Here is a 25,335-nt window from a genome sequence, read left to right as displayed (position 1 = left end):
GTTTCCGTATATATTGTTCCCTTTGATTCCCTAATCCTAACTCTTTGGTTTTTTATTCTAAAAAGGTATCCGTAACCAACGAATCACAATATCGGATAAACGATCGCGCCATGAAGCAGTCCGCCAATTTTTTCCCTGGTACTGTTCCACCAACTGGCGTCCCAAGGGAGTGAGGCGAAAACTATCTGTAATGCCCTGACCATCGACTTCTCGACGCAATACACCCACTTGAATCAGCCAGCCCAAGGCGTTATCACACGCTAATTCTGATAAAGGGCGCTTAGTATAGCCCTGCTTGAGTCCATTTTCTAAGGCGATCGCAGCTAATGACACACTCTGGTGTCCCATGACTTCAAATAAAGATACGTTAAAGGGTGAACACACTAGCGATCGCTCGGCTCTTTCTACTGTGCTCTGAGGATAGACAAAAATATTTGGGTTTTGGGAATCAACAGCAGGCATTGTGTATGGGTAGAAATTTTTCTTCTCAAAAAGATTAATTTTAGAATTGACTTTTTTTGTAGCAGATATTTTATTTAACCAAAATTAGTTACCTAAAGTATAGTTCTGCTATTTTTTGATAATTATATTTAATCATTATAAATTAATGTAAAATTTCAAGTGCATCAACAATCTGAAACAGGAAAGGTTAATTATGCCTCTAGCAGTTGGTACGGATGCACCTGCATTTACCGCCAAAGATACAAACGGCAACACAGTATCGTTATCTGATTTTGCCGGAAAGACAGTCGTTTTGTATTTTTACCCCAAGGATGATACGCCAGGTTGCACCAAACAAGCCTGTAGTTTTCGGGATGCCCAGTCTCAATATCAAGGAAAAGATATTGTAATCTTGGGAGTCAGTGCAGATGATGAAGTCTCCCATCAGGCATTCACCCAAAAATATAATTTGAATTTTCCCCTACTGGCTGATAGCGACAAATCCCTCATCAAAGCTTTCGATGTGGATGGCGGCGGTTATGCCAAGCGCGTTACTTACGTAATTGACCCTAGCGGTAAAATTACCCATGTTGACAGTAGTGTAAATACCACCACCCATGCTAGCGATGTTTTAGCTGTACTAGGGTTGTAGTTTTTTACCTGAGAACTAAGAATTTTTAACTAGTCTTAACCCCAAGCCTTAGTAGTGTGTCCAGTTTAAATTGAGAAACAAGTTTGTAGTAAGGACTTTAGTCCTTATTTTCTAAGCACTGAAGTGCTTACTACAAACGCTCAAAACTAGCTTAGGCATTGTACAAAAGGCTTGGGGTTCTTTGTTTGATTTCAGTTACCTGATGATGGTGTAGCCGATGGCGGCGTAACTGATGGTAGTGTAACCGTTGGCAAACTGGGGGTTGCTTGCTGTTTCTGACCTTGAATTAGTTTTTGTTGCCTTGCTTTAAATGCTGCTGCTGCTGAGTCTAATTTTTCGTTCTGCTGGTCAGAATTCCAGTTGAGAGTCCCGAAATTCGCCCGATGAATCAGATCAAACATATTGAAATTATCTGAGTTCGTGCGGGAGAAAGGGTCGGTATTTTGGTCTGTTGTACTATTACTGGGAAAAGCATCGGCTGGGCTGCTGATTTGAGCCGAACTGGGTTGAGCCATGAGCAAGGAAGTAAAGCTGATTCCTGCCACGGTGGCCACAAGGAGTCTAGTAATTTGTAAAAATGGTTTTTTCATGGGATTTTGACGCTAAAATTGCTCTATTTTATCTCTTTAGGCAAGAGTCCGCCGCAGTTGGGGTTGAATACTCAGCAAGGCGACAAGGGCAAAGCCAAACAACACCAGCAACGCTCCCCCAAAGGTAACATCACCCCAAGGAGCTTGCATTACTACACTACCTAGTCCCCAATGACTGTGGAGATAGAGATAGCGAATTGGTTCGATCGCATAGCTGAGAGGATTCAAGGTAGCGATAACCTGCAACCACTGAGGCATGAAGGATAGAGGTGCCAAAGCAGTACTAGCAAACAATAATGGTAGATTAGTGACGAAAATCACTGCAATCAATTCAATGTGTCCGGGTAGAGCGAAAGCTAAACCGAGGGAGATGGCTGTAACACCCAAAGCTAAGAGTAAGACAATTAGAGCGATCGCACTTAAACCTACTGCATCTGGTAGTCCAGCCCCCAAGAATGCCGCTGCTGCTACAATCACCGCTGCTTGCAGCAAACTTTGGCTGATGATGAAGATGGCTGAAGCAAAGACAATAGAAAAGCGCGATGCTAAAGGTGCCACCAGCAAACGATTCAAAAAGCCAAACTCGCGGTCAAACATTACCGGTAAACCAGCATTTAGCGCCCCAGCAAAGGCTGTAAACACAATGATGCCAGCAGCTAAAAATTGACCGTAATTTGTTGTGTTACCAAATATACCCTTGGGAGCATTTTGGAACAAAGCCCCAAACAGTATCAACCACATTACTGGCTGAATAATTCCAGCAATCAAAGATGAGGGACGGCGTTGCAACTGAATAAACAAGCGACGAGTTAAAGCCAGCGTCTCTTGTACCAATTCACCGAAAAAGTTAGGTGCAGTATTAGCATCTGCTTGCGGCGATGCTAGCGGCTGCCAATTGATATCAGATTTAGGAGTAACACTCATGGCAATTTTGGATTTTGGATTTTGAATTTTGAATTCTAGATAGGGCATTGGGAATTGGGCATTGGGCATTGGTTATTTCTCCCCCATTCCCCATTCCCCATTCCCCATTCCCTATCTCATATTCTGCTTCTTCTCAGCCTTGGGATCGCGAGTGGCAACGGCTGCGAGTTCTGCATCCATCAGGGTGCGTCCTGTGGCGGCGAGGTAAACGTCATCAAGGCTGGGGCGAGATTGGGCGATGCCAAAAATGGGCAAGCCAGCAGTATTCAGCGCTTGCTGTATGTTAATCAGAACATCGTTTTGAGGTGTCACCACCAAGTTAAGGGAATTCCCTTGAGCGCTGTTGATGATTACTTCTTGGACAAAGGGCAAAGGTTGCAAGAGATTTTTGGCAATTTCTGCTTCCTCAATGGGAGAAAACTCGCGGATTCGTAAGGTAATGCGATCGCCACCTACTTGATCTTTCAATTGTGAAGGTGTCCCACTGGCAATCACAACGCCGCGATCTATAATTGCCACGCGATCGGCTAGGGCGTCAATTTCTTCTAAGTAATGGCTGGTAATTACTACCGTCGTTCCAGAGGCGCGTAATTTTCTCAGGAAATCCCATACCACAAAACGGGTTTCTATGTCAAGTCCCACAGTTGGCTCATCCAACACCAAAACATCCGGTGCATGGAGCAACCCCGCAGCCAAGTCTAGGCGCTTGCGTAAACCGCCAGAGTAGGTTCCTGTCTTTTTATTGGCGTATTCTTGCAAACCGAGTAAATCTAAGACTGTCTCAATGCGCTGTTTGGCTATTGCGCCTGGGAGGTGATAAAGTGCTGCTTGCAATTGCAGCAGTTCTTTTCCAGTCAACACCTTATCTATAGCGACTTCCTGAGCTACATAGCCTAATCGTTGTCTTGCGACTCTGGGATTATCTAACACAGAGATGCCAGATACTTCGATTTTGCCAGCATCCGGTGTGGTCAGTGTACACAAGGCACGCAAGGTAGTAGTTTTCCCAGCACCGTTGGGGCCAAGTAAACCAAAAATTTCTCCTGGTTCAACCTGAAAGGAAACATCCTGGACGGCAACCACTGTACCGTAGCGTTTTTGCAGATTTTGAATTAAAACGGCGGGAGCCATGACAGCCTATCCCCAACTATACAAATCTCAATAAAGTCTATCCTTATTGTAGAAGGTAGGGAGCAAGGAAATAGCGCATGAGCGAAAATCTGTAAATAAGTTCGCGTCATGCGCTATGCTGCCAAAAATTTTTAATTATTTTAGGCAAGTTGTTTGATTACGTTTGTAGCGAAATAAACCAAATGCTACACCAATTAATCCTAATCCTGGAAGATTTGCTGGTTCTGGAACCTGAGTCGGAGTCGGAGCCGGAGTCGGAGGCTGAGTGTAGTACTTAGTTGGGACATCTGGCAAATCACCATTAAACAGATAGTTGTGAGACTCGCCATTTCCTGTCAAGGAAGCTACTACCACATTGCCGTTAACTTGACCGTTATTGAAATTGAAATTAGCCAAAGGAGCAAGAATACTACCTTCGATGCCAATCCCACTAGCAGTTAGGTTTGTTGCTTCATAGAAGTTGTAGATCACCTTTTGTTTATTTGTGCCAATGATATTGAAACCAAAGTTTTGCAAGGACACATCCTTACCGCTGATATTGACAACGATAGTCGAATTCGCGTCCCCCTTAATTTCAAAATAGTTGGTCTTGGAGACATCTGAGCCAGCAAGATTAAAAACATTGAAAGCAGTACCACTGCCACTTAGGTTAATAGCACCCCAAGGTTGAACTGTTGTGTTACCAGTAGGAGTCAAGGTTGCTAAATATTCAGATAGCGATCGCAATTCTTCCCCTGCTGCATCAAAGTCGATAGGATTACCCTGGCTGAGAGTTCCCTGTGGAAATCCCACATTGCCGGAAACATTAGCGCTACCTCCGTAGACAGCATTACCGTGGTAGACTTGACCGTTGCTTAAAGATAAGTTTTGCCCAGCTACTACTACGTTACCGCTATTGCCAGAAAGTCTACTTCCAAGTCCGCCAACGAAATTCACGTTACCGCCAGCAGCAAGTTTTCCTTCAATATCTGTATATTGTTGAGAGATATCTCCCAAAACAAACACATTGTAATCAGAGGCAGCACCTAACTCAACTGCATTCGCTCTTGCTGAGAAACCCAGCGCCAGAGTAACTACAATTGGAGCGGCTACTAGTCCCCAAACATAATAGGTTTTGGATGTCATCTTTTGTTTTAGGAATCATCAACATGATCCTATGGGTATAAATAAAAGATGGCATTAGTATGCTAGCTCTTTTCATTGAAGTTTCATATCTGGCAGAATACTGTATATTTTTACCTAAAATATTTATTCAACCGCAGATTTACTGTTGACTAAAACGCCTAAAAAACTATCAGCAATGGCGATCGCATTTGAGGTGGTTGCTACTGCTAGTAGTGAGCTAATTCCGGCACAATACCTATGTTAATCGACACTTTATTTGATGTCATCAATGCGATAGTACTCATTTTTGATTTTTGAAAAAACACCGTACAGTTCAGAAAGCCTTCTTGCCTATTGCCTTCTTGCCTATTGCCTACTAATCGTATAACTCAAATTGGTGAGGCAGTTACTCAGACAGTTTCACATTTCCTGACAAGTTACGTTTTAAATTTTGGATTTTGAATCTTCAATCCCAAATCCAAAATTTAAAATATAAAATTCGTTGACAGTCTAGTTACATCCTAAAGAATTGCGAGTATCCACACCAGTTTTAGAATTCACACCACTTGCCTTAACACAAAGTTTTTTCACTTGTATCCCATCTAAAATTGCATTCGTAAAATCAGCACCCGTGACATTCACATCATCAAAAGTGGAACGCAGCATCATTGCATCAGTCAACACAGCATCACTTAAATCAGCATTTTTAAACCTTGTGAGATAGGCTATGCCTTCACTAAAATCAACACCATGCAGATTTACTCCCTCCAATACACTACCGTTAAACACACCGCCACGTAAGTCAGCATTGCTAAAATTAGCATTCTCTAATTTGAGATTAGTAAACTCAGTGCCAATTAAACTTTGACCAGAGTAATCTTTGCCCTTAAGTTCATCATTACCCACAGAACGGGTAATACTGGAAGAACTTGCAGCTTGCGCCGATAGGGGAAAGCAAAAAAGAACCATAGCTAAGACAAAGCTCGCTAACAGTTGCCAATATTTCATAATCTCTTCTTAATAAATCTCAACACTTGCATCATTAACTATTAAACCTCACAGAAGGCGACAAAGGGAGTGGGGAATAAGGGAGATGAGGAGGCAGGGGAGCATGGGGAGATGAGGGAGACAAGGAAGAAGCAGGGGAGCAGGGTGCAGGGGGCAAGGGGGAGAATAAAAAATTACCTCTTTTCAATGCCCAATGCCCAATGCCCAAATTTGATACACATGATACACAAGACTGTAAAACCAGAAAGCATCTCTTAGGATGATAGATGTTGAGGTGCGATCGCAAAATTACCTGTGGCTAATCAAGAAGACAACGCCCAATCTCTGGCGCGAACCCCTTTATATCAAGTGGGTGTAGAACTCAGAGCACGCTTTACTAGCTTTGGGGGCTGGGAAATGCCTGTGCAATTTAGTGGCATTAGCCGCGAACATGAGGCTGTAAGAAATACAGCCGGAATGTTCGATATTTCCCACATGGGCAAATTTACCCTCCAAGGTAAAGACCTCATTTCCCAACTCCAACCATTAGTGCCTTCCGACTTGAGTCGTTTGCAACCCGGTCAAGCACAATACACCGTATTGTTAAATCCCCAAGCCGGAATTATTGACGACATCATTGTTTATTATCAAGGTGAAGACGCTGCTGGTATACAGAGAGCATTCATCATAGTCAATGCGGCAACCTCCAATAAAGATAAAGCATGGCTATTGCAACACCTTGACCTGGATAAGGTACAATTCCAAGACCTTTCACCAGATAAAGTCTTAATTGCCGTACAGGGGCCAAAAGCGATTAAATATCTCCAGCCCTTAGTGCAAGAAGACCTACAACCAATCAAAGCCTTCGGACATCTAGAAGCAACCCTACTAGGGAAACCTGCCTTCCTGGCCCGCACAGGTTACACCGGAGAAGATGGCTTTGAGGTAATGGTAGACCCGGATGTAGGAGTAGAATTGTGGCAAACCCTCAATAAAGCTGGTGTTATTCCCTGTGGACTCGGTGCGAGAGACACTCTGCGCCTAGAAGCGGCGATGGCGCTTTACGGACAAGATATCGATGACATCACCACACCCTTAGAAGCAGGTTTGGGCTGGCTAGTTCACTTAGATACCAAAGGCGATTTTATTGGTCGGGAAGTTTTAGCACAGCAAAAAGCCAGTGGAGTGCAGCGCCGATTGGTAGGTTTGCAAACCCAAGGACGCAACATTGCCCGTCACGGCTATCAAGTGTTATCCGCGGGTAAAATCGTGGGAGAAGTTACCAGTGGAACTCTGTCGCCCACACTTGGTTATCCCATTGCCTTAGCCTACGTTCCCACCCAGTTAGCAACTGTTGGTCAGCAGCTAGAAGTTGAAATTCGTGGCAAAGCTTATCCAGCAGCTGTGGTTAAACGTCCCTTTTATCGGTCAAAAAATCGTGTCACCAACTAACAAGCGCCAAGGTTTTTGAGGAATAATGTGTTGTGAGTTACTCAATCTACAGTAAGGTTCATTACCAGATATGGTTTGGATGACTGTTAGGGCAATAATTTTTTTGATAAGGGAGAGGAAGTGATATGTCTTTTGAATATCCTCAAGATTTTAGATACCTGGATTCTCATGAATACGTGCGAATAGATGGTGAAATTGCCACTATAGGCATTACTGAGTTTGCCGTACATGAGTTGGGTGATATCGTCTTTTTGGAACTGCCAGAAATTGGCGATGCTCTTACCAGAGGAGAAAACTTTGGCACAATTGAATCAGTAAAAGCCGTTGAAGAACTGAATTCACCAGTAACAGGCACAGTTATAGAACGCAATGAAGCCTTAATTAATTCTCCCGAAGAAGTATCAGAAGACCCCTACGGAGAAGGATGGTTTTTGAAAGTGCGCGTCAATGACCCTGGTGAAGTTGAGGATGCGTTGACAGCAGATGAGTATCGCGCCCAAGTAGAAGGCGAGTAGGAGTGCTGAGTGCTGAGTTCTGAGTGCTGAGTTCTGAGTGGAAGAGTAAGGGAGTAGGTGAGTGGAGGAGGTAATTAACAATTACTCTTATTCACCTATCCAATATCTTCCTAATCCCCAGTTCCCAGCCCCCAGTTTAAGAGTATTTATTGCAAAATATGAAATAGTACCATCTGGAGAGTAATTTGTGGTATTGAACGCCCCTATTCTCAAGTCTAATGAGCAGCAAGTGCTGGACGAAAAAAGTCAAAAGTTAAGTAGTTTTGTGCCAAGACACATTGGCCCGAACTCCGATGACATCCAGCAAATGCTTAAGGTTTTGGGGTTTCCCAGCCTGGATGCTCTAATCGACCAAACAGTTCCACAGGCAATTCGGCTGAAGCAACCGCTAAATTTACCAGAAGCAGAAAGTGAGTATACAGCACTGGCATCGTTAAAAAAAGTTGCTGCCAAAAATCAGGTTTTCCGTTCATACATTGGTATGGGCTATTACGACAGTATTACCCCACCTGTGATTGGGCGTAACATCCTAGAAAACCCCGGTTGGTATACTGCCTACACTCCTTATCAGCCAGAAATTGCCCAAGGGCGACTAGAAGCGCTGCTAAATTTTCAAACCCTGATTATCGACCTCACAGGTTTGGAAATTGCCAATGCTTCGTTACTGGATGAAGCCACAGCAGCAGCTGAAGCAATGAGCCTAAGCTATGGTGTCTCCAAAAATCAGGCAGATGCCTATTTTGTCTCTGGTGACTGCCATCCCCAAACCATTGATGTGTTGCAAACACGTGCTAAACCATTGGGGATTAAGATTATTGTCGGCGATCATCAAACATTTGATTTTGATCAACCAATTTTTGGGGCTGTTCTGCAATACCCTGCAAGTGATGGCACCATTTACGACTACCGCGCTTTTATAGAAAAAGCCCATGCTAAGGGTGCATTGGTAACGGTAGCAGCAGATCCTCTAAGTTTAACTTTGCTAACCCCTCCTGGTGAATTTGGCGCTGATATTGCTGTCGGAAGCACTCAGCGGTTTGGTATTCCTTTGGGGTTTGGGGGGCCTCATGCGGCATACTTTGCTACGAAGGAAGAGTATAAGCGGCTGGTTCCAGGGCGAATTGTGGGTGTATCAAAAGATGCCCGAGGTAAGCCTGCATTACGTCTCGCTTTGCAAACCCGCGAACAGCACATCCGCCGCGAAAAAGCTACTAGTAATATTTGTACTGCACAAGTGCTACTGGCGGTGATGGCAAGTATGTATGCGGTCTATCATGGCCCTACTGGACTGAAGCAAATTGCTGAGAATATCCACTCTTTGACAGTGTTGCTGGCGGAAGGTCTGAAGCGTTTGGGTTACAGCATTGCTTCCAAAGATTTCTTTGATACGTTGCGAGTCGAACTGGGAAGACACAATTTAAAAGATATTTTGACAGCTAGCGAACAGCTTCAAATTAACCTGCGGGTTTTTGATGCAACTACTGTTGGTATTTCGCTGGATGAAACAACTACACCAGAAGACTTAATCGACCTCTGGAAGATTTTCGCTGGTACAGATGATTTACCCTTCACTTTAGAAGAATTAACTTCTTCCTCATCCTCCCATCTTTCTCTCTCCCGTCAAAGCAATTATCTCACCCATCCTGTATTTAACCGCTATCACTCAGAAACCGAGTTATTGCGCTATCTGCACAAACTTGAAAGCAAGGACTTGTCGCTAACAACATCGATGATTCCCTTGGGTTCTTGCACAATGAAGTTGAATGCAACTGCTGAGATGATTCCGGTAAGTTGGGAAGAATTTGGCAAGATTCATCCATTTGCCCCGGCGTCACAAACGCAAGGTTATCAAATTCTGTTTGAGCAGCTTGAGACATGGTTGGCTGAAATTACTGGTTTTGCGGGAATTTCTCTACAACCAAATGCTGGTTCTCAGGGTGAGTATGCCGGACTTTTAGTAATTCGTCAGTATCACGAAAATCGGGGTGAAGCACACCGCAACGTTTGTTTGATTCCCAACTCCGCACACGGGACAAACCCAGCAAGTGCGGTGATGTGCGGGATGAAGGTGGTAGCTGTTGCCTGTGACTCACAAGGTAATATTGATGTTGCTGACCTGAAGGCTAAGGCAGAAAAACACAGCAATGAATTAGCCGCCTTGATGGTGACATATCCCTCAACTCACGGTGTTTTTGAGGAGCCAATTCAGGAAATCTGCGCTGTTGTCCACAGTCATGGTGGACAAGTTTACATGGATGGGGCAAATATGAACGCCCAAGTCGGAATTTGCCGTCCTGGAGATATTGGCGCAGATGTCTGCCATTTAAACTTGCACAAAACCTTCTGTATTCCTCATGGTGGCGGTGGCCCTGGTATGGGGCCTATTGGTGTCGCCTCTCATCTCGTGCCATTTTTGCCCGGACACCCTGTTGTTACTGACAACTCAACTCAGCACTCAGCACTCAGCACTCAGCACTCTAATATTGGTGCTGTGGCGGCTGCACCTTGGGGTAGTGCTAGTATCTTGGTGATTTCTTGGATGTACATTGCAATGATGGGTGCAGATGGTTTAACCCAAGCAACTAAGGTGGCGATTCTCAACGCTAACTACATGGCCAAGAAACTGGAATCGTATTATCCGGTTTTGTATCAAGGGAAAAATGGTCTAGTTGCCCATGAGTGTATTTTAGATTTGCGATCGCTAAAAAAATCCGCTGCGATCGAAATTGATGATGTCGCCAAGCGTCTCATGGATTATGGTTTCCATGCGCCGACTGTCTCCTGGCCTGTAGGGGGTACAATCATGGTGGAACCTACAGAAAGTGAATCTAAGCAAGAGTTGGATCGTTTCTGTGATGCGCTGATTTCTATTCGCCAAGAAATTGCCGAAATAGAAATTGGTAAGGTGGATACCCAAGATAATCTTTTGAAGAACGCACCCCACACGGCTGAAAGTCTCATCACTGGAGAATGGCAGCATCCCTATTCTCGCGAACAAGCTGCCTATCCTGCGCCTTGGACTCGTGAGTATAAATTCTGGCCTGCTGTCGGTCGCATTGATGCAGCCTTTGGCGACAGGAATTTTGTTTGTTCTTGTCTGCCAATGGATGCTTATTAAAGTGAAGTGAAGAGTTAGGAATTAAAACTCTTAACTCCTCTTTATGAAAATGAAAACATAGATAGAAACAGATAAACACTGATGATTTACCTGTTTCTATCTATTTTTGTCTGGTGTGATACCTGGGAATTAGACGATTAGGCTTGTTGTATTTCTGGACGACCATCTTCAACCACAAATGAAGCCCGCTTACTAATCGTGCCAAATGGGGTTGTGACGTTTGACATAACTAAATAGTCTGTCTTCCAGGTTGTGGGAGTCAGGGCACAGCGAACATATCCCCGTTGATTATTGTAGAACTTAATGTGTGGGTTATCGGGTAAGTAAGCTTGAACGTTGGGGTTGCTGTCTGCCCCATCGCCACCGGAGCTAATTGAGGTAGCGACGAATTCACTCCCAAGTGTGGGGGATTCTGGGTTATCAAAGTTAGCCTTCAGATTCATTGCCCAGTTAGAATGCACATCGCCTGCTAAGGATACTGGATTAGAGGGCTGGCGCTGTCCAAGGAAAGCCATGAGGCGATCGCGTGAAGCCACATAACCATCCCATTTATCCATGCTGTAAGTACCGCCTTCTCCTGGTGTTGTGTCTCTTTGAGCAATTGGTACTTGCTGCGCCAAAACATTCCACTTCGCTTTTGAGTTATTTAGACCATCGAATAACCAATCCTCCTGTGCCTTGCCGGTAATCGTTGCATTCGGATCTAAATTTTCTGGGCAACGTTCTTTAGTGCCATCACCACAGGGCTGATCGGTGCGATATTGGCGAGTATCTAAGACATGGAAGGTGGCTAAGTTACCAAAGGAAAGCCGACGGTAAAGTTGCATATCGGGGCCAACGGGACGCGAGAAGGGGCGTAGTGGCATGTGTTCGTAGTAAGCCTGATAAGCAACAGCTCGCCGTTGGAGGAAAATTGCCCGATCCTGATCTGGTTCAGTATCAATTTCGGAAATATCGTTGGCGTAATTGTTTTCTACTTCGTGGTCATCCCAGGTGACAATCCACGGAAACGCTGCATGAGCTGCTTGCAGATTGGTATCGGTTTTATAGAGGGCGTGACGGTTGCGGTAATCTTCCAAAGTCACAATTTCTGCACTGTTGTGCTGTCTGGGGCCATTATTTGAGATTCCCCCTTCATAGATGTAATCGCCAACATGCACTACTAAATCGAGGTCTTCCTGTGCTAGATATTTGTAGGCGGTATAGAATCCCTGCTGATAGTTTTGGCAAGAGACTAGGCCAAAGTTAAATTTATTCAAATAGCTATTTGCTAAAGGCGCTGTACGAGTGCGACCAATGGGGCTAGCGTCTTGACCGACAAGAAACCGATACCAGTACCAAGTATCAGATTGCAGTCCTTCTACCACAACTCGAACTGAATGAGCTAGTTCTGGAGTTGCCAGTACCGTACCTCTAGAGACAATCCGCCTCATATTAGAATCAGTTGCAACTTCCCAGCGAATTGGCACATTCAGAGGTGGCATTCCACCTCCGTTAAGGGGTTCAGGAGCAAGACGAGTCCAGATCACTACGCTGGTAGGATAGGGTTCACCCGAAGCTACACCCAAAGTGAAAGGATAATTGGAAAATCTGCTTCTTGCGATCGCTCTTTGCTGAGGAAATTGATTTGCGATCGCTAAACCAGATAATGCTCCTGCTCCGATAATTAAGTTGCGTCGTTTGATTCGACTGTGCAGGAACTGCTCAAAATTCCGGTAATCTACCATTCTCTACTCCTGACTAACAGGTAAGTTAAAGTACAGCAACAGCTAACACAAAGAAGGCAGGGTAATCGGAAGAAAACTTCATCACTAATTCCCTGACCAAAATGAGATTTTAATTCCCAATTTTCTCTTCTGCTATCAATGTGTTAGATGTTGTTTTCCCACATAAAAGCCTACTAACAAGAGATTAATTCTTGGCAAAGAAATTGTTAATATCAACTTAACCAAGTTAGATTTTCACCTTTTTCATTGATGCTACTTTTTTCTTCATCATCCAGCCAAGGCTACAAACAAAGAGAGTGCCAACTAAAGGTGTAGGTTCAGGTACTTGTCTATAAGAAACTGTGCCAGATATTAGTTCAACATCTGGAGAAGTTTTAGAGAAAATTGTAAAATCCTCACCAATAATTTCATAACTGATAGAACTGGAAGGATTAGCTTTATCATCGAACTGATAATCTAATGCAAAATATGTTTGTCCTGTTAAGGATATGCTTGGAAAGACAAGAGGAAAATCTGGGTAGTTGGCATCATCTTGTTCTGTGTAAACGGTAGAGTCGCCATCAAATTTGAAAGAGAGTGACTGAATACTAGCTTCAGGATTATAGTCATTGCTGAAGGTTGAGTCATCAAAGCTAAAAAAGCCACTTCCCTTAGTTACTGGACTATCAACTGTGAAAGCATAATTAAGAATCGCAGCAGATGCAGATTTTGCATCTACGGTAGCAAAACCTAAAGTAAGAGTAGTAGCAGCAACCAATAATTTTGAAACTAATTTCATCTCAGTTTTCCTCACCATAAACTTCTCTAAGCAATTGCAACTACAAGCCATAAAAATAGCTTGTTTCTAAATTGCTTATTTTCCAAACAGATATTCATAACTAGTTAGAACAGTTATGAAATCAATGATTTTCTCTTTTTCAAGAAAAAGAAACAAGTCTCCAATTGTTTAGAGACACCCCATCTTAGGATTATGAGTTTAAGCAGACTTTAATCAAAGGTAAAAATAAAATTTAATTTAAGTTTGCCGATAACCACAGGGTAAAGGCATCTAAATCAGGACTTACGCAAACAGTAGTCTGCCGCATATACCTTCAGTAAGGAGCTTATACCAATTTAATGTGAAGTTGCACATATCTCGATCCCCCTAAATCCCCCTTAAAAAGGGGGACTTTGATAGATAAGTAGTTAAACAAAATTAATTCACAAAATTAAGGCATGAAACCCTTATCCAGACTGGAAACTTATGTGTAAATAATTCTGTGCGATTACTTATTTTTCCAGTTCCCCCCTTTTTAAGGGGGGCTAGGGGGGATCTAATTCTATGCAGCTTCATACAAAATTTGTATTAGGAAGGGTTAAATTATCAATAAAGCCAGGTTTTCCGTTGCGTTCATATAGCGTTCCGGAGATAATCGCATCCCAAAATAGCCTATTTACGTTTTTAGTTTTAACACTTAGCCTTAACTGAATTGTATTGCCTCTAATTCTTCCCTTATAGATAAAGGTTGATACCCCAATGCAAAAGCTTTAGAACTATCCAAAGAAACATCTGCTGGTCTAGGTGCTGCCATTTTCACATCTTGTTGTCGGCAAGATTTGAGCTTGGTGGCAGAAAGTTGAAATACTTCCACTAATATCTGTCCAAAATCATACCGTGAAATCCGTTCTTTACCACCTAAGTGAATAATGCCGTTAACTTTTTCTAATGCTAATAAAAGTCCTGTGGCGGCAGTTGTTCCACTTACTGGTGTGCGAAATTCATCTGTAAATAAACTTACTTCTTCTTCGGCTTTTAAAGTTTGAATAAATGGCTGAATAAAACTTTTCGCTGTGGGTGTTTCTGCACCAAACATCAATGGCATTCGACACACTGCGGTCATGGGATACCTTTCTAGCATATCTGCTTCTGCGATCGCTTTTTGCTCACCGTAAAGATTGACAGGACACACGGCATCTGTTTCTTCGTAGGGGGCATTTAAGCCATCAAAAACTAAGTCTGTTGAGGTAAAAGCACAAGGAATAGAATTATCCGCGCAGAGTCCGGCAATATTGCAGGATGCGATAACATTAATTGCGTGTGATTCTTTAGGGTTAGTTTGACAGAAATTTGGTTGCGAATGTGCAGCAGTATGAATAACTGCTTCTGGTTTGACATCATTAAAGATACGTTTCAATTCCTGAAAATTTGTTAAGTTCGCTTTTAGCATTTTCATGCCAGGAATCTCTAAAGGATGGGATAAATACGTGCCATAAATCTCCCATTCTTCTTTTGCAAGCTGGCAAAGATGCCATCCTAAGAAACCACTTGCCCCGGTGATTAACAATTTTTTCATGTCTAATTGTAAACCGCTCAAGAAAAATACCTTTCTACAGCAGGCTTATATTCTAATACGCTTGGGTTTATATAGACGCGATAAATCGCCGTCTCTACAAGTGTTTTGGTCTTATCTGAACTGTATTGGCTTATATTCTACACTGAGCGGTGTTTACAACAGACTATTGCAGCAATTCCTGAAACTGCTTTTTACTACGCACTTTGTTAAAGTCTGGGTCAGTTTTTGCTAATTTTTTATATTTCTCAGGAACAAGTTGGATTGCTTTGTCTAGGTTCTTAATTGCTAATTCCAGATTACTTTGTAAAGCATAAGAGCAAGCTTTGTTGTAATATGCTTGGTGCAAGTCTTGCTTGATAGCGATCGCTCTATCATAAGATCCGATAGCATCTTTGTAGCGGTGTAGCTTTGTCAGAGCTATGCCTCGGTTAATTAAGGCTTCGTATTTGTCGGGTTGGATGGCGATCGCTTTGTCGTAAGATGCGATCGCATCTTTGTAGCGTTGCAACGATGTCAAAGCTATACCACGATTATACCAGGCTTCATATTTGTCGGGTTTGATAGCGATCGCAGTATCGTAGGATGCGAGAGCCTCTTTGTAGCGTTGCAACGATGTTAAGCCAATGCCACGGTTAATCCAAGCTTCGGGACTCTCAGCTTTGATGGCGATCGCTTTATCATAAGCTTTTATTGCATCTTCGTAACGCTGTCCATCTAATAAATTATTACCTTGATGAAAGAAATCTTCTGCTTTTTGCGTAACCTTTGCTTCTATGAAAAGTTGAGTTACATTACTTTCTTGCACAACTTGTTTGGTATTTTGTGTAGATGAGTTTGCCCCACCACTACAGCCAAATGCTAAGAAAACTATTAAGTTAGATGCAACTAAGTAGCGCCGAAAAACCATGCTGTACCTACAAAATTTATAAGATGATGTTAAAAGTTGTTTATTTTTTTATCATTATCAAAATACACTACTTTTTACCCATTAATTTCCTTATTTTTTGAGAAATAACTTGGTTTACGATGCATATAAGCTTATGAAAATCAAGCGTACATTACATTATCATATTAAATACACTTAAAGCAATTCCTTTGAATCTATCTCGCTCAAAAACCTATAATTTGTGTTGTTTTAAGTTGCCGCAGCTACGCCCGTCGTAGGCATCGCACTCATCTGGTAAATTTCTCATTTGATGAACAAGGGTGCGATCATACTAGCTTTTTACTAAACAATGATGTTAATTGCTTCATCATGTCAAGCAATTATCTAAGCTAATCATCATTCAAATTGCGTCTTTGCATCTTTATTGCGATTGAAACTATGCGACTTCAAAGCGCATCAGCTTATCATTTTTCGGTGGGAGGATGCCAAGTGTTGATTAACAATGGTGGATATCGGCGTTACATTTATAAACGTTAAAGTTGAGTAATATTTTCCAAAAAATTATCGACTATAGCAGATGACAGAATTCCTGAAAGTGCAACTTTTAGGCACGACAGCATGCCTTCATGTCTTTGTGATACCGAAATCATATTTTCAGTATCAAGACACAAAGGCACAAAATAGATGACAATCGGCTCTATTTTGCAAATTTTAAATGATACCAAATACTGACTCGACAGTTGACTTAATCGAATCACGAGCATCCTTTAAAGTTTGGCTAATAGGATGTTTCGCCTGCAAAAATACACGCGCACAATTGCGTCCCGGCATTCCCGAAATTGAACCACCTGGATGAGTTCCTGCACCAGTCAAAAATAAGTTTTCAATTGGCGTTTTGTAGTTGGCTATTTCTGGTAAGGGACGGAAAAATATCATCTGATCTAGGGTCATGTCAACATGGTAATAATTCCCTTTGTACGCACCTAATCTTTCCCCTAGTTCTGCTGGACTTTCTACACGACGGGCGATAGTTGCATTCTTGACATTCGGTGCATAGTCTGCCAACTTATCAATCACTCTATCTGCAACTTTGTTTTTCAATTCATCTGTCCAACCAGTACCTTTTAAACCAGTACCTTCTGCACCGACAATTTGATAAGGGGCGAAATACTCAATCCATACAGTGTGCTTGCCAGGTGGCGCTAATGTGGGGTCTAAATAACTAGGCATCACCACATACATTGATGGATCAGCATCAGGAATCTCTCCCAAGGTGCATTTACTATGAGCTTGTTCTACATGAGCTACGGAATCGGCAATCAAGATAGAACCAACGAGATATTCGTCTTTGTGAGCGTGATATGGAAAGCGCAGTGGTTCATCTAAAGCCAAATCTATTTTGAGGATAGTTTCGTTGTTGTTAACGATGCGGCGTTCTAATCTTTCCCACAAATTTGGATCGGCTCCATCAACATCACTTTTATCTGTCATTTGTAAGAACAACCGCTTGGCATCAATATTAGAAATAACCCCGTATTTGGCGCGATATTCTTTACCACCAGCTACTCGCACACCTACAGCTTTACCATCATCAATTAAAACTTTTTCCACGTGTTGATCTGTGAGAATAACGCCACCTTTACTTGTGACTAAATTCACCAAAGCTTGCACAAGTGCGCCAGTTCCGCCGCGAGGTCTGGCCATCCCCGGATTGTGGCGCATTGCCATCATGATTGCACCAATGGCAAGGGTTTTTTGTGATGGTGGCGCACCAAGTTCTGATGCTAGTCTGGCTAGTGGCGCTTTCAAAAATTCCTCATCAAACCACTCGTTAAGTAAATCCTCGGCGCTGTTTAACATTGTGCGAATGAAGTCCAGCGTTTTGTTAGGGGAACCAATAACTGAAACTAAATCTTTCAGTTTGGTGATGTCGTAGTTACCAAGAATGTCTATAACTGATTTTGGCGGTGCGTTAAACATAGGAATCATTGCACCTAGCGCTCGCTGCCAAAAGTCTACAAATTCGGCGTATTTTTTAGCATCACGTTCATTGTAACGAGCGATTTCTGCACAAGTCTTTTCCACCGACTTATGTCCTAAGAAATACTTGCCATCAGGATGAGGACAGAAAACAACTGGATCACACTCCAAATAATGCAAGCCGTATTTTTCTAGTTCTAATTCTTCAACAACTGGCCCTAAGTGAATAAATTCATGGTCAATAGCACACAAATTGAATTTAAATCCAGGTGCTTCTTGGGGTAAACACTCTTCAGTTGTTGCTGCACCACCTGGTACAGAACGCTTTTCTAGTAACAGGACGCTATAACCAGCTTTTAGCAAGTAAGCTGCACAAACTAGCCCATTATGTCCAGCACCAATCAGCACAACATCATACTCTTGCATAGTTGTTATTTCAAAAAATAAGTAGCCTTTAAAAGCTTATAAAACTTTTAATAAATTTACATCACTCCCTAGTTACAAAAATTATCTTTAATCAGTGCAAATACTACTAAGGAGATAGGAAACTTGACGATGATGGTATTTGTCGCACTTGAGTTTCTATCATAAGTATTAAACTACCGATTTCTACTTCTATATCTTTAATAGAAAATGCTATATCCTCCCATTTTAAAGATGGTAGATTCATCAGTTCTTTAGCTTTCTGGATGAATGCTGCAATTAATTCTATTGAAACACCCTCTCCCTCAGTGCAGTTAAAACTCTCCAGCATAGCTGGTTGTGAATGAGTTCGTGGACGAGCGATCGCAGTGTAAGCTAAAGGGCGAGTGTTTCCCATTTCCTTTAATAACACTTTTCCTTTACATTCTATTTTGCCATCGCCAGGTAAAAATACCTGAATTTCTTCCGGCTCAAAACTCACAATTTCACCATCTACATTCAACTCAAAATTTTGCATCCAGCTACGAGCAAAGTCTGATGCCAAAGCGCGGTTAATATCTACTTCTGTAACTATAATGCGAGCTATGGCATTTACTGGCTCATTGAGTTCTATTTGACCAAAAATAGCGCTGAAGGGATTGATAGCAATACTATCTGTTTGCAGTGTTATTTCCTGTACGCGAATATCTTCTTGGATTACTAACCCTTGGCCTGCAAAGGAAACTCCATCTGCCTGTCCCTGAACTATTTTCAATAGATCGGTTTGTACATCTATTTCTATTTCTTCTACTTCATCTAGCTTTTCGGCTATTCTTTTTTCAGCTTCTTGAGATATAATTTTCTCTTCAAATCCATGCTGATCAGGCATTAATTAGTAGTCTCCTAAATATCCTCTTACTATTTACTGTAAAGGCTGGATGCTAAGGAGCGGATCTACATTGCGGTATATACAAATTGGAGGATTGAGTAATTAAGTAGAAAGTATTGTTTGTCTTTTAAGTTTTGCCTTTTTGGTAACAACCATTTTTACACCGCCGCTAGGGACAATGGTAATACCACGACGGACTGGATACACTGGACGTTTATCAGTAAGGGTTAGTTGAAAATTCGATAATATTATGGCTGTTACTAATTTTAGTTCATACATGCAAAATGCCGCACCAATGCAACCGCGATAACCTCCACAAAAGGGTAAATATTCGTAAGGTGAAAATTTTTGGTTGAGGAATCTTTCTGGCCGAAACTGTTCTGGTTCTGGGTAAGTCTCGGCTCGGCGATGTGCTAAATAAATACAAGGAACTAAAACTGTTTCTGATGTAAATTTATGTCCGATAATTTCCACTCTATTTTATATAAGTAAGTAAGTACTAAGTTTCGGTTTTAGCTAGTCCTTCAACTAATATCTGGGTAACGAAGACAGCGAGATGATGAGTGGATTGAGTGGCACAGAAAGGAATTTTACCATCTATCCACAGCTTTGCCCAACCATGTACTAATGCCCAAGCTGTCAAGGCTAATTGTTCAGAATCATCTACCCGAATCACCCCTGACTGCTGTCCCCGTGCAATCGCACCAACCAGAACCATGAAGACAAGTCTTGCAGCATATTCCAACTCAGGATTTTGTTGAGCAGAAGATGAGCGATAAGCACCAAACATCAAATCATAGTGCGAAGGATGTTCAAGGGCGAATGTTATGTAGGCAACCCCACTATCCTGTATCTGCTGCACAGGATCAGCAGATGAGTTTTGAATTGCCTCTTCCAATTTGTGATGCAACATTTGAAATCCATCTTTTGCTACAGCGGCCAACAGAGACTCTTTATCCGCAAAGTGCCGATAGGGAGCTGCATGAGAGACACCGACTCGACGCGCCACCTCTCGTAGAGAAACCCCTTCAACATTCTTCTCAGAAATAAGTTCTAAAGCAGCAGCAATGAGGGCTTGGCGCAAATCTCCATGATGATAAGGTTCTCGTTCTGACATCAGTTGTGATCAGGCATATACAGGATGCCTAAATTTTAGCTCAAGTATGTTGACGGTAGAAACATAAGGCGGTAGATTAATGTTGTCAGCGTAAACATATAAAACTATGAAAGAACGAAATCTCCTCCGATGGATTCATCTCATCAGTTCTGTGGCAATTGGAACCTTTGTTTATTCTCCTTGGCGGAATCAAGCTGAGTTTCTCCTATCTATGCGGATATTGATTATTCCAGTCTTGACTCTGACTGGACTGTGGATGTGGAAAGGATATCAAATAAAACAATTTCTGAGTTCATTTCAGAACCAAACAAAAGCTTAGTTGGAAGGAGCTAGAAGGATGTACACCTATTTTGTTCGTCAGTTTGTCAAGAAAAGCTTTGAGTCTTTGAACCACGGTGATTATGAATCAGTTCTGCAAGGTGTTTCGCCTTCAATTACTCATACCTTTAGTGGCACTCATGCCCTGAGTGGAACTCGTCATAGTGTTGAGGCAATGCGGCAATGGTTTCAGCGTCTTTATATTTTGTCCCCCAAATTAGAATTTGAGATTAAAAACATTGTTGTTAGCGGGTTTCCTTGGGACACAACAATTGCTGTGGAGTGGGTTGATACCGCCATGCCCGCAGATGGTTCAGAGTATGTTAATGAGGGAGTTCATATCATTAAGATGCGGTGGGGCAAAGCTGTATACATCCATGCTTACTTGGATACACAATTAGTTGAAGCTTTATTGAAGCGTTTATCAGCTTACGGCATAGCGGAAGCTTCTGCACCTCCAATCGAAGACTAACGGGGTAGTCAATTTTACAGAAACATCAAAAATCCTAGCAGCACAGCCGGAATTATCGATGTTTGAAAGATAGCCCTTTGGTCGTATTTATTTAGTAGTTGTTTTTGAAAAACGCTCAAACTTTATACAGTAGGGTTTTCAGACCATCTTGCTGCTTTTTGCTTGTATATCGGCTCAATACCCTCTTGACTTCAATGGTCACGCCAGCGATGTCAAAAGAACAGTTCGAGTGGATTGTCGAGTGCAACCAACGCTTGCCGCGAGCGATCAAGCATTTAAAATCTATCTAAATGTATAGATGGAAGTTTAAAATTTGCTGAACGCAACCATTAAACCCCCCAGCATCAAGCAGTGGTTGTCTGTAAAATGGGAGACTTCACCTGACGTTGACTCGTGACAACCATCTCAATAGGACGATCTGGCCCTGTCACCAAACCACGGCGTTTAGGTCGCACTTCACCATTGTCAACTAGTTCTAATTCCAGGCTAGAAAGGATTTGAGCAAGTGCTAGCTTCATTTCCAACTGGGCAAATGCTAGACCAATACAACGTCTTGCACCACCGCCAAAGGGCAAATATTCATAGGCAGAAAATTGCCGTTCTAAAAAACGTTCTGGCTTAAACTGCTTAGGTTCTGGATAAATATCTTCCCGTTGGTGGGTCAAATAAATAGAACCAAGTAGGACTGTACCCGGTTCTAGTTCGTAGCCGCCTAGCGATATTGGTGTTCTTACTTTTCTGGGGAAAGTAACTATACCTACTGGGTAAATCCGCAATGTCTCTGAACAAACAGCATTGAGATAGGGTAACTTGAAAACTGTGCTGGGGTCTGGGTTATCGCCCAAGCCATCTAATTCTTGCAGTAGCTTTTGGCGCACTGACGGTACTTTGTGAATCCAGTATAATGCCCATGCTAAGGCTGTCGCTGTGGTTTCGTGACCGGCAACTAACAGAGTCATCAATTCATCGCGCAACTCTTCATCAGTCATGGGTTGACCTACTTCATCCCTAGCAGCCATCAGTAAGCTAAGAATATCTGTGCGTGATGAATCTGGTTGTTCTCGACGTTCCCGAATTTCTTCGTAGATGAGTTCGTCAGCTTCTTGCTGAAGGCGCATCTGTTTTCCCCAGAAGTTAATCGGGCCAAAATCCCTTTGCAAAGCTGGAAAATAAAGCAAAGCCACACTTAACCGAGAACTGGCTTTTTCTAAAAGATCGCCCAAAAATTTCTGTAGTTTTTCGGCGCGAGGCCCTTCATGTAGACCAAACACAGCTTGCATAATCACCCGCAAGGTAATGGCTTGGGTTGCAGACCGAATATTAAAGGGTTTACCTATCTGGTATTGGCTGATGACTTTTTGAGTGACATCAGTAATCACCTCGCTATAATTCCGCATTCTTTCGCCGTGAAAGGGAGGCATTAACAACTGGCGTTGACGCTGGTGTTCTGTGCCGCTAATGCTAATTACAGAACGCTTGCCCAGCAAAGGTTCAAACACCTGATTCAGATCACCAGGGGCTTCTAATTCCTTGGTATCAGTTGTCAAAATTTGCTGTTGCGCTTGAGGATTGCTAACAATCACCAAAGGAGGAAGATTGTTGTCTAATCTGAGAGTAAAAATCTCGCCATAGCTTTTGGCACAATCCTCCATAAATGACATCGGATTAACAATCCAGCGCACCATCTGTAAAACTGCTGGAGTTTTAGGGCCGTTTGGGAATTTCATAAATTTTTTTGCTACTTAATATTTTTTTGCTACTTAAACTAACCGAAATTCTGGTTGCCTAACCATTTAAAGTACTTATTCTAACGTTGCAAAAAAGCAATAAACTGTTACAACCTCGAAGATGTAAAATTTTTGTTAAATTCAACGAGCATCTACAGTTTTATCTGAATTTTCATGTCATCTGGAAAAGCCTACGAAAAACCTAACCCCCTAACCCCCTTCCCGACGCGGGAAGGGGGAAAATTCAAAGTCTCTCTCCTAAAAGGAGAAAGATTTAGAGAGAGGTTCCCCAGATACCGTGAAAAGTCAGACAGTTTCACTTAATCGTCACAAGGTACTCAGCATGACTGCAATCTCCGCAAAGGCATCTTCAGCGCTTCCCAATTTTTCTGAAGGGATTCAATATTTTGGTGAAGCGTTACCAGATTTTGAAATTCATGGTGCAAAACCTGCTATTGAGTCGGGAAAAATAGCGATCGCATCTACCACAGACAAAGCAGCCGTATATCAAACTTTACTAGCTGCCGATGCCTTACGCTACCTGACTTTACAAGTTACTGGTAGTAAAGCCTCTGGGCATCCCGGCGGATTCGCCAGCCAAGCAGAAGCTTATGCATCTCTTGTCATGCTGGGATACAAGAACATTATTACCGAAGTCGGACACCACGCCCCCGGATTTTATAGTGCCATGTTCTTGGATCGTTCGCTAGAAGACATGGGAATTTTTACAGTCCAACAATTGCGCGATCGCTTCCGAGAAAAGCACGGATTACTAGGACACCTTTCCGGTTTCATCCCCGGTATTCTCGCACCTGCGGGGCCTTTGGGACAAGGGCAACACTTTGCAATGGCGGCTGCACTGTTACACAAAGATAAGTTGTTCCCCTTCACAGTTGGGGATGGTGGATTGGGTGAGCCTTATATTGTAAGTGCGATCGCACATTTCCATACTGCTTATCCTGCTGTCACCAACTTTTTACCAGTGTTGGTGTGGAACGGTTACAGCCAAGAACATCACAGCATGATTTCCCTCAAAACCAACGAACAGATGCAAGCATATTGGCAAGGTAACGGTTTTGATGAAGTGGTGTTAGTGGATGCCAAAGACTTTGACGATCAAAACCAACCAGGGGATTACGTTGATAGTACAGCTTTTTCTTTTGAGAAACGCCTAGAATTTACTCAAGCAGTACTTTCGGGTGTAGATAAAGCCGCGCGTTTTGCACTCGGTGGTAAACTTACCGTCTTCATTATTAAACAACTCAAAGGTGCAGGAGTTCACGCGCGGGGTGCAAAATCTCACAACTTGTATCCTAAAGATACGCTGGATGCGCCGCATATTATTAGTGCATTGCAAACCCGTGCTTTGTCTGCGGAAGCTTGGCAATTAGTAAGAACAAATGCCGAACGCGCCGGTGGTGGCCCAGCAGCGAAAACTGTGGTGACAGAATTTGAATTCCCATTACCAGAATTAGGCGAATTACCTTTAGAAGAATATGCAGTTGGTGGCGAACCAAAAGTTTCCACAACCGCGATGGGACGATTGGTAGGAATAGTTGGAAAGAAAGATCAGAATTTCCTTGTCACCAACGCCGACGGTAACGAAGCATCTGGAATTGCCAACATCAACCAAGCATTAAAGATTATCCATCCCACAACCGACGACTTATATAATCAAGCACCAAACGGACAAGTTTATGAACCATTGAGTGAAGATGCTTGCGCCGGTTTAGCTGCGGGTTTAGCGTTAATGGGTGCGAGAACTTTGTGGTGTTCATACGAATCTTTTGCCATCAACGGATTACCAATTTGGCAAACTGTAACCCAAGCAATGGCAGAATTGCGCCGTCCAACTCCCTCAACTATTACTTTATTCACAGCAGGTGCATTAGAGCAAGGGCGTAACGGTTGGACTCACCAACGTCCAGAAATTGAAGCTTACTTTGCTTCGTTGATGCGAAATGGAAATGTTTTCCCATTATTTCCGCCTGATGCTAATAGTATTCAAGCTTGTTATGATTGGGCGTTGAAAACTAAGAATAAGGGAGTTGTGATTACAGCTAGTAAATCGCCGTTACCAATTCGCACAACTTTAGAACAAACTCGTCAAGGGTTGCGCGATGGTGCGGTGCTATTACATGAAGTCGCTGGTGATAAACAAGTTGTATTTGCTGTAATTGGCGACTTAACATTAATACCAGTATTTGAAGCTGCTGCTTTCTTAGAAACTGAAGGTATTGGTGTGAAGATAGTTTCTGTGATAAATCCTCGGCAATTGTACCGTAACGATGATACTGCGTGGGATACCTGTTCCCAAGCCGAAGGCGGTTTCTTAGATGATGCTAAATTTGCCGAATTATTTGATGGTGATGCGTTAATTGCTGTTACTGGTGGTGCTGCGGCGATGCTAGAACCAATTTTGTTGCGGAGTACAGCGAAGCGTGACACCTTTGCTTGGAAGCGTGGAGAGACTACAGCTAGTGCTGGCGAGTTGATGGCATTTAATGGATTGACTGCTGAAGCGTTAACAAAACGTGCGATCGCGTTAGTGCATTAAATCTGGAATAGTT

General features: G+C 42.6%; 22 protein-coding genes. 7 read left to right on the top strand and 15 right to left on the bottom strand.

What is annotated here, in order from left to right; genetic code table 11:
- Positions 1-57: 57 nt before the first annotated feature.
- Entirely contained in the window at positions 58-462 is a 405-nt protein-coding gene (locus HUN01_RS22180) for an Npun_F0494 family protein (protein WP_069072670.1), read from the bottom strand.
- A gap of 193 nt (positions 463-655) precedes the next feature.
- Between HUN01_RS22180 and HUN01_RS22175 the strand changes: the two genes are divergently transcribed.
- Positions 656-1,093: a peroxiredoxin gene (locus HUN01_RS22175; protein ID WP_181928009.1), complete on the top strand. Its 438-nt coding sequence runs from the start codon at positions 656-658 to the stop codon at positions 1,091-1,093.
- 191 nt (positions 1,094-1,284) lie between these two features.
- On the opposite strand, the gene HUN01_RS22170 is transcribed toward HUN01_RS22175, so the two are convergent.
- The 5 genes from HUN01_RS22170 to HUN01_RS22150 all read right to left on the bottom strand — a co-directional run bounded on the left by HUN01_RS22170 (position 1,285) and on the right by HUN01_RS22150 (position 5,850).
- Entirely contained in the window at positions 1,285-1,683 is a 399-nt protein-coding gene (locus HUN01_RS22170; protein ID WP_181928008.1) for a hypothetical protein, read from the bottom strand.
- A gap of 36 nt (positions 1,684-1,719) precedes the next feature.
- Entirely contained in the window at positions 1,720-2,607 is an 888-nt protein-coding gene (locus HUN01_RS22165) for an ABC transporter permease (protein WP_181932776.1), read from the bottom strand.
- Positions 2,608-2,718: 111 nt separating this feature from the next.
- Positions 2,719-3,738 carry an ABC transporter ATP-binding protein gene (locus HUN01_RS22160; RefSeq protein WP_181928007.1) on the bottom strand — a complete coding sequence of 340 codons (1,020 nt, stop codon included), beginning with the start codon at positions 3,736-3,738 and terminating at the stop codon, positions 2,719-2,721.
- Between the two features lie 135 nt (positions 3,739-3,873).
- Positions 3,874-4,863 carry a choice-of-anchor A family protein gene (locus tag HUN01_RS22155; protein WP_181928006.1) on the bottom strand — a complete coding sequence of 330 codons (990 nt, stop codon included), beginning with the start codon at positions 4,861-4,863 and terminating at the stop codon, positions 3,874-3,876.
- 489 nt (positions 4,864-5,352) lie between these two features.
- Positions 5,353-5,850 (bottom strand): pentapeptide repeat-containing protein, encoded by a 498-nt coding sequence (locus HUN01_RS22150; protein WP_181928005.1) that lies wholly within the window; start codon positions 5,848-5,850, stop codon positions 5,353-5,355.
- Between the two features lie 294 nt (positions 5,851-6,144).
- On the opposite strand from HUN01_RS22150, the gene gcvT reads away from it, so the two are divergent.
- From gcvT to gcvP, 3 genes are all read left to right on the top strand, one after another.
- On the top strand, positions 6,145-7,281 hold the full coding sequence (gene gcvT, locus HUN01_RS22145; RefSeq protein WP_181928004.1) for a glycine cleavage system aminomethyltransferase GcvT: 1,137 nt from the start codon (positions 6,145-6,147) through the stop codon (positions 7,279-7,281).
- Between the two features lie 125 nt (positions 7,282-7,406).
- Positions 7,407-7,796: a glycine cleavage system protein GcvH gene (gene gcvH, locus HUN01_RS22140; protein ID WP_069072677.1), complete on the top strand. Its 390-nt coding sequence runs from the start codon at positions 7,407-7,409 to the stop codon at positions 7,794-7,796.
- 187 nt (positions 7,797-7,983) lie between these two features.
- Positions 7,984-10,914: an aminomethyl-transferring glycine dehydrogenase gene (gene gcvP / locus HUN01_RS22135; RefSeq protein ID WP_181928003.1), complete on the top strand. Its 2,931-nt coding sequence runs from the start codon at positions 7,984-7,986 to the stop codon at positions 10,912-10,914.
- 137 nt (positions 10,915-11,051) lie between these two features.
- Here gcvP and HUN01_RS22130 read toward each other — a convergent pair whose 3' ends face one another.
- From HUN01_RS22130 to HUN01_RS22095, 8 genes are all read right to left on the bottom strand, one after another.
- A complete protein-coding gene (locus tag HUN01_RS22130) occupies positions 11,052-12,641 on the bottom strand; it encodes an alkaline phosphatase D family protein (RefSeq protein WP_181928002.1) in 1,590 nt (529 codons plus the stop codon).
- A 226-nt stretch (positions 12,642-12,867) separates the two neighbouring features.
- On the bottom strand, positions 12,868-13,419 hold the full coding sequence (locus HUN01_RS22125) for a PEP-CTERM sorting domain-containing protein (protein ID WP_181928001.1): 552 nt from the start codon (positions 13,417-13,419) through the stop codon (positions 12,868-12,870).
- A 682-nt stretch (positions 13,420-14,101) separates the two neighbouring features.
- Complete coding sequence (locus HUN01_RS22120; RefSeq protein ID WP_181928000.1) at positions 14,102-14,974, bottom strand: SDR family oxidoreductase; 873 nt, start codon at positions 14,972-14,974, stop codon at positions 14,102-14,104.
- A 163-nt stretch (positions 14,975-15,137) separates the two neighbouring features.
- Entirely contained in the window at positions 15,138-15,881 is a 744-nt protein-coding gene (locus HUN01_RS22115; protein ID WP_181927999.1) for a tetratricopeptide repeat protein, read from the bottom strand.
- Between the two features lie 690 nt (positions 15,882-16,571).
- Entirely contained in the window at positions 16,572-18,266 is a 1,695-nt protein-coding gene (gene crtO / locus HUN01_RS22110; RefSeq protein WP_181927998.1) for a beta-carotene ketolase CrtO, read from the bottom strand.
- A gap of 106 nt (positions 18,267-18,372) precedes the next feature.
- Entirely contained in the window at positions 18,373-19,131 is a 759-nt protein-coding gene (locus tag HUN01_RS22105) for an LmeA family phospholipid-binding protein (protein WP_181927997.1), read from the bottom strand.
- A gap of 102 nt (positions 19,132-19,233) precedes the next feature.
- Entirely contained in the window at positions 19,234-19,605 is a 372-nt protein-coding gene (locus HUN01_RS22100; protein ID WP_238845532.1) for a cytochrome P450, read from the bottom strand.
- A gap of 25 nt (positions 19,606-19,630) precedes the next feature.
- Positions 19,631-20,248 carry a TetR/AcrR family transcriptional regulator gene (locus HUN01_RS22095; protein WP_181927996.1) on the bottom strand — a complete coding sequence of 206 codons (618 nt, stop codon included), beginning with the start codon at positions 20,246-20,248 and terminating at the stop codon, positions 19,631-19,633.
- A 106-nt stretch (positions 20,249-20,354) separates the two neighbouring features.
- Between HUN01_RS22095 and HUN01_RS22090 the strand changes: the two genes are divergently transcribed.
- Positions 20,355-20,567 carry a hypothetical protein gene (locus tag HUN01_RS22090; RefSeq protein ID WP_181927995.1) on the top strand — a complete coding sequence of 71 codons (213 nt, stop codon included), beginning with the start codon at positions 20,355-20,357 and terminating at the stop codon, positions 20,565-20,567.
- An 18-nt stretch (positions 20,568-20,585) separates the two neighbouring features.
- Positions 20,586-21,038, top strand: a complete 453-nt coding sequence (locus tag HUN01_RS22085) for a nuclear transport factor 2 family protein (protein ID WP_181927994.1) — start codon at positions 20,586-20,588, stop codon at positions 21,036-21,038.
- A gap of 344 nt (positions 21,039-21,382) precedes the next feature.
- On the opposite strand, the gene HUN01_RS22080 is transcribed toward HUN01_RS22085, so the two are convergent.
- Positions 21,383-22,765 carry a cytochrome P450 gene (locus HUN01_RS22080; protein ID WP_181927993.1) on the bottom strand — a complete coding sequence of 461 codons (1,383 nt, stop codon included), beginning with the start codon at positions 22,763-22,765 and terminating at the stop codon, positions 21,383-21,385.
- Between the two features lie 343 nt (positions 22,766-23,108).
- Here HUN01_RS22080 and HUN01_RS22075 point away from each other — a divergent pair, with 343 nt between their 5' ends.
- A complete protein-coding gene (locus HUN01_RS22075) occupies positions 23,109-25,322 on the top strand; it encodes a phosphoketolase family protein (protein WP_181927992.1) in 2,214 nt (737 codons plus the stop codon).
- The last annotated feature ends 13 nt before the right edge of the window (positions 25,323-25,335 follow it).

This window comes from Nostoc edaphicum CCNP1411 (assembly GCF_014023275.1).
Lineage (GTDB): Bacteria > Cyanobacteriota > Cyanobacteriia > Cyanobacteriales > Nostocaceae > Nostoc > Nostoc edaphicum_A.
The sequence above is the reverse complement of the archived record's forward strand: the minus strand, read 5'-3'. Positions and strand labels throughout refer to the sequence as shown.